Source organism: Pseudomonas mohnii, assembly GCF_900105115.1.
GTDB lineage: Bacteria > Pseudomonadota > Gammaproteobacteria > Pseudomonadales > Pseudomonadaceae > Aquipseudomonas > Aquipseudomonas mohnii.
This window is the reverse complement of the sequence record NZ_FNRV01000001.1, coordinates 4,162,739-4,178,589: the sequence shown is the minus strand read 5'-3', so window position 1 is coordinate 4,178,589 and position 15,851 is coordinate 4,162,739. Positions and strand designations below refer to the sequence as shown.

The 15,851-nt window shown below is 59.1% G+C and carries 9 protein-coding genes; 6 read left to right on the top strand and 3 right to left on the bottom strand.

All coding sequences use genetic code 11. The features are described from left to right. Positions 1-117: 117 nt before the first annotated feature. Positions 118-2,556 (bottom strand): Lon protease family protein, encoded by a 2,439-nt coding sequence (locus BLV61_RS19390; protein WP_090466960.1) that lies wholly within the window; start codon positions 2,554-2,556, stop codon positions 118-120. A 278-nt stretch (positions 2,557-2,834) separates the two neighbouring features. Here BLV61_RS19390 and BLV61_RS19385 point away from each other — a divergent pair, with 278 nt between their 5' ends. The 3 genes from BLV61_RS19385 to BLV61_RS19375 all read left to right on the top strand — a co-directional run bounded on the left by BLV61_RS19385 (position 2,835) and on the right by BLV61_RS19375 (position 5,902). After that, complete coding sequence (locus BLV61_RS19385) at positions 2,835-3,323, top strand: DUF3015 domain-containing protein (protein ID WP_047533482.1); 489 nt, start codon at positions 2,835-2,837, stop codon at positions 3,321-3,323. A gap of 96 nt (positions 3,324-3,419) precedes the next feature. After that, on the top strand, positions 3,420-5,273 hold the full coding sequence (locus tag BLV61_RS19380) for an Lnb N-terminal periplasmic domain-containing protein (RefSeq protein WP_090466958.1): 1,854 nt from the start codon (positions 3,420-3,422) through the stop codon (positions 5,271-5,273). Between the two features lie 134 nt (positions 5,274-5,407). Further along, positions 5,408-5,902, top strand: a complete 495-nt coding sequence (locus tag BLV61_RS19375) for a GreA/GreB family elongation factor (protein ID WP_047533488.1) — start codon at positions 5,408-5,410, stop codon at positions 5,900-5,902. Here the strand turns inward: BLV61_RS19375 and gdhA are convergent. Beyond that, positions 5,899-7,236: an NADP-specific glutamate dehydrogenase gene (gdhA, locus tag BLV61_RS19370; RefSeq protein WP_047533496.1), complete on the bottom strand. Its 1,338-nt coding sequence runs from the start codon at positions 7,234-7,236 to the stop codon at positions 5,899-5,901. The two genes, BLV61_RS19375 and gdhA, sit on opposite strands and share 4 nt — an antisense overlap. A gap of 376 nt (positions 7,237-7,612) precedes the next feature. After that, a complete protein-coding gene (gene ettA, locus BLV61_RS19365) occupies positions 7,613-9,277 on the bottom strand; it encodes an energy-dependent translational throttle protein EttA (RefSeq protein WP_020798667.1) in 1,665 nt (554 codons plus the stop codon). A gap of 281 nt (positions 9,278-9,558) precedes the next feature. On the opposite strand from ettA, the gene BLV61_RS19360 reads away from it, so the two are divergent. The 3 genes from BLV61_RS19360 (at position 9,559) to BLV61_RS19350 (ending at position 15,643) form a co-directional block, all read left to right on the top strand. Beyond that, positions 9,559-13,407, top strand: coding sequence for a sensor domain-containing protein (locus BLV61_RS19360; RefSeq protein ID WP_047533502.1), 3,849 nt, complete (start codon positions 9,559-9,561; stop codon positions 13,405-13,407). 184 nt (positions 13,408-13,591) lie between these two features. Then, positions 13,592-14,845, top strand: coding sequence for a serine hydroxymethyltransferase (gene glyA, locus BLV61_RS19355; RefSeq protein WP_047533504.1), 1,254 nt, complete (start codon positions 13,592-13,594; stop codon positions 14,843-14,845). Positions 14,846-15,079: 234 nt separating this feature from the next. Continuing rightward, entirely contained in the window at positions 15,080-15,643 is a 564-nt protein-coding gene (locus BLV61_RS19350) for a hypothetical protein (RefSeq protein WP_090466956.1), read from the top strand. Positions 15,644-15,851 lie beyond the last annotated feature (208 nt).

Here is a 15,851-nt window from a genome sequence, read left to right as displayed (position 1 = left end):
GAGCGAGCCTGCTCGCGATAACAGACTGACAGTCAACAAACATGCTGAATGTTAATCCGTCATCGCGAGCAGGCTCGCTCCCACAGTGGAACGGTTTAATCCCTGGATTGTTTTGTATCAGGCCGGTTTGGCTTCGACCAGTGCCTCCTGCGCCGCCTCTTTCTCGGCTTCCTTCAGATCGTCTTCGCTGATCATTTCCGCGATGACCCGCAAGCGCTCAACCACCCGCGCGTTGACACTGCCTTCAGGAAACTCGCCATTCTCATCCGGCTCACCCGCCGGCTCGCCTACCAGCAAGCTCAAGGCCTCGTCCGCCTGGCGCACCGCGTAGACATGGAACAGCCCTGCGCGCACCGCCGTCAGCACTTTTTCGTCGAGCATCAGCGTCGCGACGTTGGCATGGGGAATGATTGCCCCTTGCTCGCCGGTCAGCCCACGGGCTTCGCAGAGACGGAAGAACCCTTCGATCTTCTCGTTGACCCCACCCACCGCCTGCACTTCACCGAACTGGTTGATCGAACCGGTGATTGCAAAACACTGCTTGAGTGGGGTTTTCGACAGTGCCGAGATCAGCGTGCACGCCTCGCCCAGCGACGCACTGTCGCCATCGACATAACCGTAGGATTGTTCCAGCGCAATACTCGCGGAAATCGCCAACGGGAATTCCTGGGCATAACGACTGCCCAGGTACCCGGTGAGGATCATCACGCCTTTGGAGTGAATCGGCTGACCCAGGTTGACCTCACGTTCGATATCGACGATACCGCTGCCGCCCGGATACACCGTGGCAGAAATCCGCGCCGGCACACCGAAGGCCGAATCGCCGACTTCCAGCACCGTCAAGCCGTTGCACTTGCCGACGGCCGCGCCATCGGTGTCGATCAGGATGATCCCGGCGAGCATGTCGTCGAGAATCCGCGCCGACACACGCCCGGTACGGGTGGCCTTGGCCTTGAGCGCTCGTTCGATGTGGCCGGCATCGGTCATTTCATCACTCGCCAGATGACGAATGAAATCCGCCTCGCTGACCAGTTGGAACAGATCACCAATGCGTGCCGACAAACGCCCCTGGTGCTCAGCCAAACGTGCGCTGTAGGTAGCCAGTCGCGCCACCGCATCGGCGGTCAACGGCGCCATGCCTTCTTCCGAAGTACGGGTTTTGAGCAACTGGGCGAACTGCTCCAGGCTCTCGTCGACCATCGGGATATCTTCATCGAAATCCACCAGGACGCGGAACATTTCCTGGAAGTCCGGATCGAGGTCCTGCAGCGTGTAGTAGAGCGAACGGGCTCCGATGATCACGACTTTGACCTGCAACGGAATGTTTTGCGGGGTCAGGGTCACGGTGGCCAGGCGCCCCAGTTCACCCAGCGGTGATTCCATTTTCAGCTTGCGCGATTGCAGGGCGCGTTTCAGCGCATCCCATACAAACGGCTCGCTGAGCATTTTTTCCGCTTCAAGGATCAGGAAGCCGCCGTTGGCCCGATGCAACGCCCCCGGCCGCAGCTGGCGATAGGTGGTGTACAGCGCGCCTTGGTCAGTGCTGTATTCGATCCGGCCAAACAGGTTTTCATAAGTCGGGTGCGGCTCAAACACCACGGGCGCACCGCCACTGGAGGCATGACCGACCACCAGGCTCGGCGCGTACTGTTCTTCCAGCAGTTTGCGGGCGACGGCGTCAGTCTTGCTGTCGTCCACCAGTTGCTCGACCACGGTCTTGAGCAGGTACACCTGCATGGCTTGCAGGTAACCGCACACGGCGGCGTTCTCTGCGTACTTTTCCGACAACGGCGAAAGCAACGGCTGCAAGGCCAGGGTGATGGTTTCTTCGTTGAGATGGCGCAGCTGATTGCTCGACTCGCGCTTCCATTGCGGCAGGCTGGCCAGCTCTTCGTTCAGACGCTCTTCCAGCGCGGAAATGTCGTCATGGAAGCGTTCACGCTCGGCTTCCGGCAACTGGGCGAACTCCGCCTCGTCCAGCGCCTTGCCCTCGGCCATCGGGGTGAAGGCGATGTTGCTGCTGTCTCGGTAGAGCGCGACATCCTTCTCCAGAGCCAGACGCTCGATGATATCCAGCGCCTTGTCGTAGCGCTGGTTGAAGGCGCGGTCGATGGCACTTTTCTTTTGTTGATAGGACGGGTGCTCGAACACCGCTGGAAAGGTGGCCAGCAGGTTGTCGATCAAGCCGTTGATGTCGCCGATGAAGGCGCCGGCGGTGCCCGACGGCAATTCCAGTGCGCGGGGCTCGCGCGGCTCATCGAAATTATTGACGTAGACCCAGTCCGCCGGGGTCTGCTGGCGTTTGGCTTCGGCCTTCAGGTAGCGTTTGACGAACGAAAACCGGCCGGTGCCGGGTTCACCCATGACGAACACGTTGTAACCGGGGCGTGGCATGGCCACACCGAACTGCAAGGCTTCGACCGCACGTTCCTGGCCAAGCACACCGCGGAAGGGCTCCAGATCATTAGTGGTAGAGAAGCTGAACTGTTCAGCGGAAAACGGACGGGTCAGCGCTTCAGGCGCTAGACGCAAGCTGGCAGCAACAGGATCAGGCATCGGGCTTCCTTACATCAGGCGGGGCAGATAGCGGCATTCTGGCGCTGCCCATGCCCGACTGGCAAGGAGCGCCTTAACCAAAGCATAGAGAACTCGAAACCCCTGTACAGAGCCGCGCCAATTCACTGTTTTCAACGAATGTTTTGCAAAAAATCACGGAACCGCTTGATCGTGCCTAAACTCCAAACTGCGCGGCTGGACTAATAACCGGCCCAACTGGCGCCGGAACGGGCCAAACCCCCTTTTCCATTGGTACGCATCTAAAAGAGAACAAAGCTATGAAACGGATTCTTCTCGGTACTCTCTTCACCGTTGCATCCCTCAACGCCATGGCTCAAGCGCCAGGCGGTCCGGATTGCGGTTGGGGCAACATGCTGTTCGAAGGTCAGCGTGGTACTCCGGCTCACTTCCTGGCATCCACCACCAACGGCACTTCCGGTAACGCAACCTTCGGCATGACTTCCGGGACCAACGGTTGCGCAACCAACGCGTCGCTGACCTATGGCGGCAAATCCTGGTTCGCCATGAATGGCATGATGAACGAGCTGTCCGAAGACATGGCTAAAGGTCAGGGCGAAGCGCTGACCACTTACGCCGTGGTACTGGGCGTGGCGCCGGAAGACCGTGCGCACTTCGCCGCCGTCACTCACGAGCACTTCCAACAGATCTTCAGCAAAGCTGACGTGACCGCTGAAGATGTTCATACCAACACCCTGGCCGTTCTGAAAAACGACCCTCGTCTGGCCAAGTACGCCACTCAAGCTTAAGCTCGACTCGACCCCGCTTCTTCAGGGAAGCGGGTTTTGTTTTTTGGACCTGCCCCTCTTTGGGTCTTTGTTTTTTTTCGAATTAAGTTGCCACTTATGCTCAAACGCCTTGCCTGGCTGGCGCTCAGTATCTGCGCCCCGCTGTCCGCCGCGTCTCAAGTCGATCCACAACGTTTGCAGCAACTGGCCAACGACCCTTTCTGGATTTCCCTGGGTCATTACGAAACCGCCAAGCTCGGCGGCTGGCGCAGCTACGTCAGTGACAAAAAATTCTTCCTCGCCGCCGATGGCAATGAACACCCTGATCACGAACTGGCGGCCACCGTGCAAGCGCTGTATGCCCCGGCCAGTGCTGGCGAACAGCATGCCCAATGCGTTTACCCGGCCCGCACCCGCTGGCTGAAAGCGCAGCTCAACCTGACGGATCTGCCGACCGTGGACTGCGCTGAGTTCAAGCAGTGGTTCAAGGATGTTTCGCCCCACAGCGCGGTGATGATTTTTCCGGCTGCCTACCTGAACAGTCCATCTTCGATGTTCGGCCACACCCTGTTGCGCATCGATCAGGCCGATGTACAGAGCGACAAGACCTCACTGCTCAGTTACGCGATCAACTTCGGCGCCTACATCGAAGGCTCGGACAACAGCATCCTCTATGCCTGGAAAGGCCTGATGGGCGGGTATCCGGGCCTCTTTGCACTGGTGCCGTACCAGGAAAAACTCTCGGAATACCGCAGCCTGGAAAACCGTGACCTGTGGGAATACCGGCTGAACCTGACCCAGGCAGAAACGGCGCGCATGGTCGAGCACGTCTGGGAACTGAAACAGATCAAGTTCGACTATTTTTTCTTCGACGAAAACTGTTCCTATCGCCTGCTGGAGTTGCTGCAAGTGGCTCGCCCGAGCCTGCGCCTGACCGAACAATTCCCCCTGACGGCCATTCCCACCGACACCGTCAAAGCGGTGAAAGAGGCCGGGCTGGTGGAGTCCATCCAATATCGACCGTCGCGCGAGCGAGAACTTTTGAGCCGCGCCGCGCCCTTGACCGATGAAGAGCAACAGTGGGTGCTGAAGGTCAGCGCCGACCAGAAACAATTGCAGGCCCCGGCGTTCAAGGCACAGCCCCGCGACCGCCAGGCGTTGATCATCGACGCCGCTTATCGACTGGAGCGCTACCGGGCCAATGGACAGGAACGCGATCCCGCACGGGCCCAGCGCAGCTTCGAACTGCTGCGGGCGATCAATCAGAACCCGGCACCGGAGCTGGACATCCCGCAACCCGGCCTGCCGGAGGACGGTCACGAATCCCGCACCTGGCAGGCCGGTCTCGGCACCCGGGGCGACAAGGCGTTTGGTGAATACGGCCTGCGCATGGCCTATCACGACCTCAACGACAACGCCGAAAGTTTCCCCCTCGGCGCGCAGATCGAAATCCTCCAGCTCAAATTGCGCCAGTACGAAGGCAATGACTGGCAGTTACAGCAACTGGATCTGGCGACCATCCGCTCCCTGACACCGCGCAATGAGTTGCTGCAACCGCTGTCGTGGCAGGTCACAGGCGGTCTGGAGCGGGTCCCGGGCAAACATGACGACGAAACCCTGGTCAGCCACGTCAACGGCGGCGGCGGTGGCACCTGGCAACTGGGCGACGACCTGCTGGGTTTTGCCCTGGGCACCGTGCGGGTCGAGCACAACAATGACTTCGCCGGTTTTATCGCCCCGGCGGCGGGTTTCAACACGGGCCTGCTGTGGAAAAATCCGCTGGGCAACTTCAGTCTGGAGGCCAAGGGCGATTTCTTCACCAATGGCGAAGTGCGTCGTGGCCTGAGCCTGAACCAGCAGTGGGAACTGTCGCGCAACCTGGGCTTGCGCCTGAGCGCCCAGCGCGAATTCAGCCACCTGGCCACGCCCGAGAACGAAGTGATGCTTGAGGTGAAGTGGTATCACTACTAGCTCACAGGCAGCGCGCCACCCCGTTGTGGACGAGCGTGCGGCCCGGGCCCGTCAGTCGCCACAGGTCGCTCACAGACATTCATCGAAACTAAAAGCCTGCAACCATGGCCCAAACCCTATATCGGGAGAAAACCATGAGTCGTGCCTTCGTCAATGAAGATAATGCCGCCGCGCAAGCCGATCAGCCGGTCGAACGGCAGGTCAGTGTGCAACCCAATTACGTTACGCCCTCAGGCCTGACCCAGTTGCAGGCGAAGGTCGCGGAGCTGCAAACCCTGCTGGGAGAACTGAACGCCCTGGGTGAGCTGGCCGACAAGCAGCGCGAAGCTGATCTTCAGCGCGACTTGAGGTATTTCAACCAGCGCCTGCAAAGCGCTCAAGTGGCACCGCCTGCCAGCTCAACGAAGAAAGTGCAGATCGGCAGCCGGGTGACGTTCGCGGACGAACACAATCACGAGCAAACGGTGCAAATAGTGGGCGAGGACCAGGCCGATGCGACGGTCGGCCTGATCAACTGGGCTTCACCGCTGGGCCGGGCGTTGCTCGGGGCACAACTGGGCGATGAGGTGCTGTGGCAACGCCCGGCCGGCGATCAACTGATCGAGATCATCCGCATTCAACCGGCTTAAACCACACCTTGGGCGAGCATGGCGTCGGCGACTTTGACGAAGCCGGCGATGTTCGCGCCTTTGACGTAGTTGACCTGGCCGTTCTCTTCCCCGTAATGCACGCACGCATGGTGAATCGACTGCATGATCGCGTGAAGCTTGCTGTCCACTTCACCGCCGGTCCACAGCAGGCGCATGGCGTTCTGTGACATCTCCAGCCCGCTCACCGCCACACCGCCGGCGTTCGACGCCTTGCCCGGTGCAAACAAAATGCCCGCCTCGATAAACAGGTCCACAGCCTCCAGGGTGGTTGGCATGTTCGCCCCTTCCGCTACACAGGTGCAGCCATTGCGCAACAGCGCACGGGCCGCCTCGGCATCCAGTTCATTTTGCGTGGCGCATGGCAGCGCGATGTCGCAGCTCAGCCCCCAAGGGTGCTGGCCGGCGAGGAACTCCAGGCCAAAACGGCCGGCCAATTCGCTGATGCGTCCACGCTGGACGTTTTTCAGTTCAAGCACCGCTTGCCATTGCGCTTCGGTCAAACCGCTTTCGCAATACAGCGTGCCTTCGGAATCGGACAGCGAAATCACCTTGCCGCCCAGATCCATGACCTTGCGCGCAGCGTACTGCGCGACGTTGCCCGACCCCGAAATCGCCACGCGTTTGCCTTCAACGGTTTGACCGCGACGCTTGAGCATTTCTTCGGCGAAGTACACGCAACCGAAACCGGTGGCCTCGGGGCGAATCAGACTGCCGCCGTAGCTCGGCCCCTTGCCGGTCAGCACGCTGGTGAACTGGTTGCTCAGGCGTTTGTACTGGCCGAACAGGAAACCGATCTCGCGGGCACCGACGCCGATATCACCGGCCGGCACATCAACGTCGGCACCAATGTGGCGGTACAGCTCGCTCATGAAGGCCTGGCAGAAGCGCATGACCTCCGCGTCGCTCTTGCCTTTCGGGTCGAAGTCCGAGCCCCCCTTCCCGCCACCCATGGGCAACGACGTCAGCGAGTTCTTGAAGGTCTGCTCGAAGGCCAGGAACTTCAACACCCCGAGATTCACCGAAGGGTGGAAACGCAAGCCGCCCTTGTACGGGCCGATTGCGCTGTTCATCTGGATACGGAAACCGCGATTGACCTGGACCTTGCCCTGATCATCGACCCAGGAAACCCGAAAGACGATCGCCCGCTCCGGCTCGCACATGCGCTCCAGGATGCCGGAAGTCAGATAGTGCGGATTGGCTTCGAGAAAGGGCCACAAACTGCGCAGGACTTCTTCGACGGCCTGGTGGAATTCAGGCTGATCCGGGTCGCGTTTTTTCAGGCGGGCAAGGAAGGATTCGACGGATTCGATCATGGAAAAGTCTCGGCAAATTTTTTGTCGTAGGAAGCGTTTGGGCCGGACTTTAACAAACGACTCGTGCACAGGAACAGCGCAAAATGTCGCATTTGTGAAATTAAATGGTGCGCATGATATAAATAAGACTGATTTTTGAGCTTATTTTGCACCTGAATGGGGAGACAGGATCCAGATCATGCACCAACAGCTACACCGCTATCGCTGGCAGGCCAGCTCCCACAGAGGACGGCGGTGGAACACTGATCCCGGACATCCCAAAAAACCCTGTGGGAGCTAGCCTGCTAGCGATGAATTCGCCTCGGCACTCCTGAAAAAAGCCCAGGCAAAAAAAACGGAGCCCGAAGGCTCCGCTTTTTCATGCCACCGACCCGAATCAGGCCAGTTTCTTGTGGCGTACCCGATGCGGCTGGGCAGCGGCTTCGCCGAGGCGTTTTTTGCGATCGGCTTCGTACTCGGTGTAGTTGCCTTCGAAGAACACCGCTTGCGAGTCGTCTTCGTACGCCAGGATGTGAGTGGCGACGCGGTCAAGGAACCACCGATCGTGAGAGATCACAATGGCAGCGCCCGGGAAGTCCAGCAGGGCTTCTTCCAGGGAACGCAGGGTTTCAACGTCGAGGTCGTTGGACGGTTCGTCGAGCAGCAGGACGTTGCCGCCCTCTTTCAGGGTCAGGGCCAGGTGCAAGCGACCGCGCTCACCACCGGACAGGTCCTTGACGAACTTCTGCTGATCGCCGCCCTTGAAGTTGAAGCGACCGACGTAGGTACGCGACGGGATCTCGTAGTTGCCGATGCGGATCTGGTCGGAGCCATCGGAAATCTGCTGGAACACGGTCTTGCTGCCGTCCAGGTCTTCGCGGCTCTGATCGACGCACGCCAGTTGCACGGTTTCACCGACTTCGATGCTGCCCGAGTCCGGCGTTTCCTTGCCCATCAGCATGCGGAACAGGGTCGACTTACCGGCACCGTTACCGCCGATTACACCGACGATGGCGCCTTTAGGCATGGAGAACGACAGGTTGTCGATCAGCACGCGATCGCCGTAGCCCTTGGTGACGTTCTTGAACTCGATGACCTTGTCGCCCAGGCGCGGACCGGCCGGGATGTAGATCTCGTTGGTTTCGCTGCGCTTCTGGAATTCCTGCGATTGCATTTCCTCGAAGCGTTGCAGACGAGCCTTGGATTTCGACTGGCGGGCCTTGGCGCCTTTGCGCACCCACTCCAGTTCTTCCTTCATGGCCTTTTCATGGGCCGACTGCTGCTTGGATTCCTGGGCCAGACGATCGGACTTGGCTTCCAGCCAACCCGAATAGTTGCCCTCGTAAGGAATGCCCGCGCCACGGTCGAGCTCGAGGATCCAGCCGGCCACGTTGTCCAGGAAGTAACGGTCGTGCGTGATCGCTACCACGGTGCCCGGGAAGTCGTGCAGGAAGTGCTCCAGCCAGGCGACGGAATCGGCGTCCAGGTGGTTGGTCGGTTCGTCGAGCAACAGCATGTCGGGGGCGGACAGCAGCAGGCGGCACAGCGCCACACGGCGCTTTTCACCACCGGACAGGTGTTCGACTTTGGCATCCCAGGCCGGCAGGCGCAGTGCATCGGCGGCGACTTCCAGTTGGCGTTCCAGGTTATGACCGTCGCTGGCCTGCAGGATCGCTTCGAGCTTGGCCTGTTCGGCAGCCAGTTTGTCGAAGTCGGCATCCGGGTCGGCATAGGCGGCGTAGACCTCGTCCAGGCGCGCTTGCGCGTCCTTGATCACGCTGACGGCTTCCTCGACCACTTCACGCACGGTCTTGGTCGGATCCAGTTGCGGCTCTTGCGGCAGGTAGCCGATGTTGAGGTCCGGCATCGGACGGGCTTCGCCGTCGAACTCGGTGTCAACGCCCGCCATGATTTTCAGCAGCGTGGATTTACCCGAACCGTTGAGGCCGAGCACGCCGATCTTGGCGCCTGGGAAGAAGGACAATGAGATGTTTTTCAGGATTTCCCGCTTCGGCGGCACAACTTTGCCCAGCCGATGCATGGTGAATACGTATTGAGCCATGGAGAACCTAGGGTCAGTGACAGATGAATGATCAGGGCTCAGGCGATGCCTGGCCAGGCCGTGCGCGTCGCCCGATTGAAAGCGTTCAAGGTGGTGCGCGCTGAAAAAGCCCTGGGAGCTGGAACGCTCCCGCGTAACCGGCAAAGCTACCTGAATGACAGATGGCCGTCCAGCCGAGCGGGACTGGCACTTTGCCACAACTCAAGGCATGCTAGCCGCCCTTCGGGCGTCCGGCTTATAGTGCACGTCGCGCCAGTCAAGCCAAACCGCAGGATCAAAGTTTGTCCAACGTCCCTTCGCCCCTGACCACCAGCGCACCATTAACGGCGCCCGGCTCTCCCCTGCGCGGAACGCTCATAGGCGCGTTGGCGACGCTTGTACTATTGCTGCTCGCGTTGCTGTTCTGGCAGCTGCTGGATCAGTTGCGCGAAACACAGAAAAACCAGCGTCAGTACACCATCGACTACACCGCTGATCTGGCCGCACAAGTCAGCCTGAACATGGCGCTCAACGCGCAGATCGCCCTTAACCTGCTACCGATCGTCGAACAACCGCAAAGTCCCGACGAACAGCAGGAGCTGCTGCGCAAACTGCAAAAGTCCCTGCCCGACCTGGTCAGCCTGGCATTGCTCAGCCCGTCCGGAGTCATCCTCAATGACAGCGCCGACAACAGCGAAGACGCCGATTTCCTGAGCGAACTGGTCCGTCGCAGCGGTGCCCAGCGTCACTACTTCAGCAATGCCATCGACGGCTCGGCGGTGCATCTGCTGTTGCATCAGGCCAGCGGCAGTACCCGCGGCTACTGGGCCTTGCGCCTGAAGCCGACGTTTCTTTCGTCACTGACCAATCTGACTGACGTGACCGGCCGACCGCAGTGGCTGGTGGAAAACCGCTTCAACCACCAGATCATCAGTCGCGATGAAGCCCTTCCCCTGGTCAACCCGGGCACGCTGACCCAGGACGATGTGGCCAACAGCGTGCTGACCGTGCCCTTGAGCAGCAGCGACTGGCAACTACGTGGATTGTTCGATCGGCAACGTGTACTTGAAGAACTGCTGCCGGCCTTCATTGGCAAGTGCCTGCTGGGCCTGGCCTTTTCCATGCTGCCGTTTATCGTCCTGCTGAACATGCGCCGCCGCCAGCGCCAGTTGCATGAAGGGCGTCGACGTTATCAGGAGATCTTCGAAGGCACCGGCGTCGCACTGTGCGTGCTCAACATATCCGGCCTTAAAAACGCATTCGACAAGGCTCAATTGCAGAACACCGAACAACTGCAAGCGTGGCTGGCGGTCCCGCAGAGTCGCCGGCAATTGTTGCAGGAATTGCGCATAACCGAAGTCAATCAGGTTGCACTGCAACTGCTCAACGTCACGACCTCCGCTCAAGCCTGGAAGTTGCTGATCGACGGCAACCCGCTTGGGGACAGTGCCATCGGCAATCAGGTGCTCGAAGCGGTCCTCAACCAGCAAAAGCAGCTTGAACTGGAAATCAAACTGGAGAACGCCAGTGGTCGGGACCAGCATCTGTGGCTGGTGCTGCGCCTGCCGGAAGATCCCGAGGACTATAAAGCGGTGATCCTGAGCATCACCGACATCACCAGCCGTAAACTCATCGAGCTGTCTCTGCTGGAGCGCGAAGGATTCTGGTCCGACGTGGTGCGAACCGTGCCCGATCACTTGTACGTGCAGGACGTGATCAGCCAACGAATGATCTTCAGCAACCACCATCTGGGTCAGACGCTGGGATACAACCGCACCGAACTGCAACAGATGGGCGAGTATTTCTGGGAAATCCTCCTGCACCCCGAAGACGCCGACTTCTATCACCGTTCGCGCCAGGCCCAGAGGCAAGCCGGTTATCGGCAATTGATGCAGTGTCAGTTGCGCTTTCGCCACCACAACGGCGGATGGCGGCGCTTCGAGATTCGCGAGCAGGCTCTGGCAAGGGACAAGCACGACCAGGTCACGCGGATTATCGGCGTGGCCAAGGACATCACCGACCAGATCGAAGCCAGTGAATCCCTGCGCGACAGCGAACAGCGTTACCGGATGCTCGCTGAAAGCATCAGCGACGTGATTTTCTCCACCGATAGCCGAATGGCACTCAACTACGTCAGCCCGTCGGTGCAATCGGTGCTGGGCTACGAAGTCGAGTGGATTTTCCACAATGGCTGGCAATCGACCATCGCCAACCCACAGCAGTTGACCGGCATATTCCACCTCATGGACCGGGTCAGCAAAGCGCTGGATAAACCCGATCAACTGGCATTGTTGCGCAGCCAGGTGCAGACCCAATTGTTCCTGTTCGACTGCCTGCGGGCCGACGGGCGCAAGATTCCCATCGAGTTGCGGCTGGTACTGGTCTGGGATGAACACGGTGCGTTTGAAGGCGTGTTGGGGGTCGGTCGCGATATCAGCCAGCAACGCCGCGCCGAGAAAGACCTGCGCATGGCGGCTACGGTTTTTGAACACTCGACCTCGGCGATCCTGATCACCGACCCGGCCGGCTATATCGTCCAGGCCAACGAGGCGTTCAGCCGCGTCAGTGGTTATGCGGTGGAGCAAGTCCTCGACCAGTTGCCGAACATGCTGACCGTCGACGAGCAGCAGGAAGCCCATCTGCGTTATGTACTCAAGCAACTGAGCCAGCACAGCACCTGGGAAGGCGAAGTCTGGCTCAAGCGCCGCAATGGTGAGCACTATCCGGCCTGGGTCGGCATCACCGCCGTTCTGGATGATGAGGGCGATCTGGCCAGTTACGTGTGCTTCTTCACCGACATCAGCGAGCGCAAGGCCAGTGAACAGCGGATTCACCGCCTCGCCTATTACGACGCCCTGACGCACCTGCCCAACCGCACATTGTTCCAGGACCGTCTGCACACCGCATTGCAAGCGGCGGAACGGCAAAAGTCCTGGGTGGTGCTGATGTTCCTCGACCTGGACCGCTTCAAGCCGATCAACGACTCCCTGGGGCATGCCGCAGGCGATCGCATGCTCAAGGACATGGCCACGCGCCTGCTCGGCTGCGTCGACGATGACGACACCGTGGCGCGCATGGGTGGCGACGAGTTCACCTTGCTCCTGCAACCGCGAGCCAACCGCCAAATCGCCTTGAACCGGGCGATTCATGTGGCAGAGCAGATACTCGCCAGCCTGGTGAAACCCTTTGTGCTCGAAGGCCGCGAATTCTTCGTGACCGCCAGTATCGGCATCGCCCTCAGCCCGCAGGACGGTAACGAACTCAGCCAGTTGATGAAGAACGCCGACACCGCGATGTACCACGCCAAGGAACGAGGCAAGAACAACTTCCAGTTCTACCAGGCGGACATGAACGCCAGTGCCCTGGAGCGTCTGGAGCTGGAAAGCGACTTGCGCCACGCCCTGGAGCAAAACGAATTCGTGCTGTATTACCAGCCGCAATTCAGTGGCGACGGCAAACGCTTGACCGGCGCCGAAGCCCTGCTGCGCTGGCGCCATCCACGACGTGGCCTGGTGCCGCCGGGGGACTTCATTCCGGTGCTCGAAGAACTCGGCCTGGTGGTGGATGTCGGCGACTGGGTGATCAGCGAGGCTTGTCGCCAGCTGAAAAACTGGCACCAGACCAAGGTGCGCGTGCCGAAGGTCTCGGTGAACATTTCCGCCCGGCAGTTCTCGGATGGTCAGCTCGGTACGCGGATCGCCACCATTCTCAAGGAAACCGGCCTGCCGCCGGCCTGCCTGGAACTGGAGTTGACCGAGAGTATCCTGATGCGCGAAGTCTGCGAGGCGATGCAGATCCTCGATGGCCTGAAGAACCTCGGCCTGAGCATTGCGGTCGACGACTTCGGCACCGGGTATTCATCGCTCAACTACCTCAAGCAGTTCCCGATCGACGTACTGAAAATCGACCGAACCTTCGTCGACGGCCTGCCCTCGGGTGAACAGGATGCACAGATTGCCCGCGCGATCATCGCCATGGCCCACAGTCTCAACCTGGCAGTGATCGCCGAGGGCGTGGAAACCCAGGAACAACTGGACTTCCTGCGCGAACACGGTTGCGATGAGGTTCAAGGCTACCTGTTCGGCCGCCCGATGCCGGCCAACAAGTTTGCAGCGCAATTCAGCAATGATGCCCTCTTCATGTTTGATTGATTGGAGCCCAAAGCTCCAATCAATCAAACATGAAGACCAGCTGCAAGCTGCAAGCAAGGGCGAATCGGCTTTTACTTGCAGCTTGAAGCCCGCTTATCCACAACCTGACTGTGTTTCATATCCCTTCTAAAAGCGGTTGGGTTAGAATGCCCCCCTTTTCCGCCCCCGATCCTTGAGGACCGCCATGTTCAGCCGTGATTTGACTATTGCCAAGTACGACGCCGATCTCTTTGCCGCCATGGAGCAAGAAGCTCAGCGCCAGGAAGAGCACATTGAGCTGATCGCTTCGGAAAACTACACCAGCCCTGCGGTGATGGAAGCTCAAGGCTCGGTACTGACCAACAAGTACGCCGAAGGCTACCCGGGCAAGCGCTACTACGGTGGCTGCGAGTACGTCGATGTGGTCGAGCAACTGGCCATCGACCGTGCAAAAGAGCTGTTCGGCGCCGATTACGCCAACGTCCAGCCACACGCTGGCTCCCAGGCCAACAGCGCCGTTTACCTGGCCCTGCTCTCGGCTGGTGACACCATCCTGGGCATGAGCCTGGCCCACGGTGGTCACCTGACCCACGGTGCCAGCGTTTCGTCCTCCGGCAAGCTGTACAACGCCATCCAGTACGGCATCGATGCCAACGGCCTGATCGACTACGACGAAGTCGAGCGCCTGGCGGTTGAGCACAAGCCGAAAATGATCGTGGCCGGTTTCTCTGCCTACTCGCAGATCCTGGACTTCCCGCGTTTCCGCGCAATTGCCGACAAGGTGGGCGCCTACCTGTTCGTCGACATGGCCCACGTGGCCGGTCTGGTCGCCGCTGGCGTCTACCCGAACCCGGTTCCTTTCGCTGACGTCGTGACCACCACCACCCACAAGACCCTGCGCGGTCCACGTGGCGGCCTGATCCTGGCTCGCGCCAACGCCGACATCGAGAAAAAGCTGAACTCCGCCGTGTTCCCTGGCGCCCAGGGTGGCCCGCTGGAGCACGTGATCGCAGCCAAGGCGATCTGCTTCAAGGAAGCGCTGCAGCCTGAGTTCAAGGCTTACCAGCAACAAGTGGTGAAAAACGCCAAGGCCATGGCCGGTGTGTTCATCGAGCGTGGTTTCGACGTTGTATCGGGCGGTACCGAAAACCACCTGTTCCTGTTGTCGCTGATCAAGCAGGAAATCTCCGGTAAAGACGCTGACGCCGCGCTGGGCAAGGCGTTCATCACCGTGAACAAGAACTCCGTGCCAAACGATCCGCGCTCCCCGTTCGTCACCTCCGGCCTGCGCTTCGGCACTCCGGCCGTGACCACTCGCGGCTTCAAGGAAGCAGAGTGCAAGGAACTGGCCGGCTGGATCTGCGACATCCTGGCTGACCTGAACAACGAAGCGGTGATCGACGCCGTTCGTGAGAAAGTCAAAGCCATCTGCAAGAAGCTGCCGGTATACGGTGCTTGATAAGCCCCGCTAGACCGCAGTAAAAGAACCGGCCAGAGATGGCCGGTTTTTTATTGCCAGAATAAAGACGAGCAACGCACACATTTAATAAAGCAACCCACAAGTCACTCCGGCCACCCACTCCAATACCGCCCCCGATTTAAATCCTTGCAACATACGCAATCCCAAAAACCAATAAAAACTACCTACTCTAAAACCCGTTCTACCCAACAAACTTAATAAACGGGTTACATCATGAATAGCAATATAGAAAAGTCTTTCATCGCAACGTTGAGAATGTTTGACCATAAAGTAAACCTGCTTGAAGAGCTCCATGGCAAACCCGCGCTGGCCACCATCAGACACTTCAGCGGTGGTTTCTTCACTGGAAAGCCGCAGACCCACGACCACTCCCAGCGACTTGGCATCCGACCAAACGAGCAGATCGGTGAGGTAGCGCCACTCACACTGCACTTCCGGCATACGGCCGATGGCTACATACTCTCGATAAAAAACACCGGCGAATATTACAATCAGATCATCAGTGAACAAGCGTTGGATACTTTTGCCGTTATTGACTCGGACGCTGATGACCCGACAGTCTTTACCCTTGTCAACCAACAAGGTCAACCTGTCACACTGGATAATCTACGCAACACTCACTCTGCAGTTTCACTCAAGATCAAAGACAAACACTACTTGGGCGGACTCAAACTAAATGGCTCGCCCTATGTTTATCTTGGCAAAACCGAAGAGCGCTCAAAGATAACTTTCATTCTGAGTATTCTTCAAAGAAAAGTACCTCACACCCGCTCCTGAAATGCCCTTCAATATCAGAAAAAACACCCTCTGAAGCGACATCCCTGAAGGCGTCCGGACACTGATACACGATGTCACCTCGGCCGCACCCTGAAAAAATCGGCATCCACTGCCGATTTTTTCTGCCAACCGCTCAAAACCAAGGCATCGCGCTCAACTGGTAAGACCGGTAAAGCCAATCGCTCAATTTTTACTTGCGATCCCCCGC

Excerpts from the sequence above, each read along its gene's own strand:
- BLV61_RS19390 (WP_090466960.1), bottom strand. The coding sequence starts at position 2,556 with ATGCCTGATCCTGTTGCTGCCAGCTTGCGTCTAGCGCCTGAAGCGCTG.
- BLV61_RS19385 (WP_047533482.1), top strand. The coding sequence starts at position 2,835 with ATGAAACGGATTCTTCTCGGTACTCTCTTCACCGTTGCATCCCTCAAC.
- BLV61_RS19380 (WP_090466958.1), top strand. The coding sequence starts at position 3,420 with ATGCTCAAACGCCTTGCCTGGCTGGCGCTCAGTATCTGCGCCCCGCTG.
- BLV61_RS19375 (WP_047533488.1), top strand. The coding sequence starts at position 5,408 with ATGAGTCGTGCCTTCGTCAATGAAGATAATGCCGCCGCGCAAGCCGAT.
- gdhA (WP_047533496.1), bottom strand. The coding sequence starts at position 7,236 with ATGATCGAATCCGTCGAATCCTTCCTTGCCCGCCTGAAAAAACGCGAC.
- ettA (WP_020798667.1), bottom strand. The coding sequence starts at position 9,277 with ATGGCTCAATACGTATTCACCATGCATCGGCTGGGCAAAGTTGTGCCG.
- glyA (WP_047533504.1), top strand. The coding sequence starts at position 13,592 with ATGTTCAGCCGTGATTTGACTATTGCCAAGTACGACGCCGATCTCTTT.
- BLV61_RS19350 (WP_090466956.1), top strand. The coding sequence starts at position 15,080 with ATGAATAGCAATATAGAAAAGTCTTTCATCGCAACGTTGAGAATGTTT.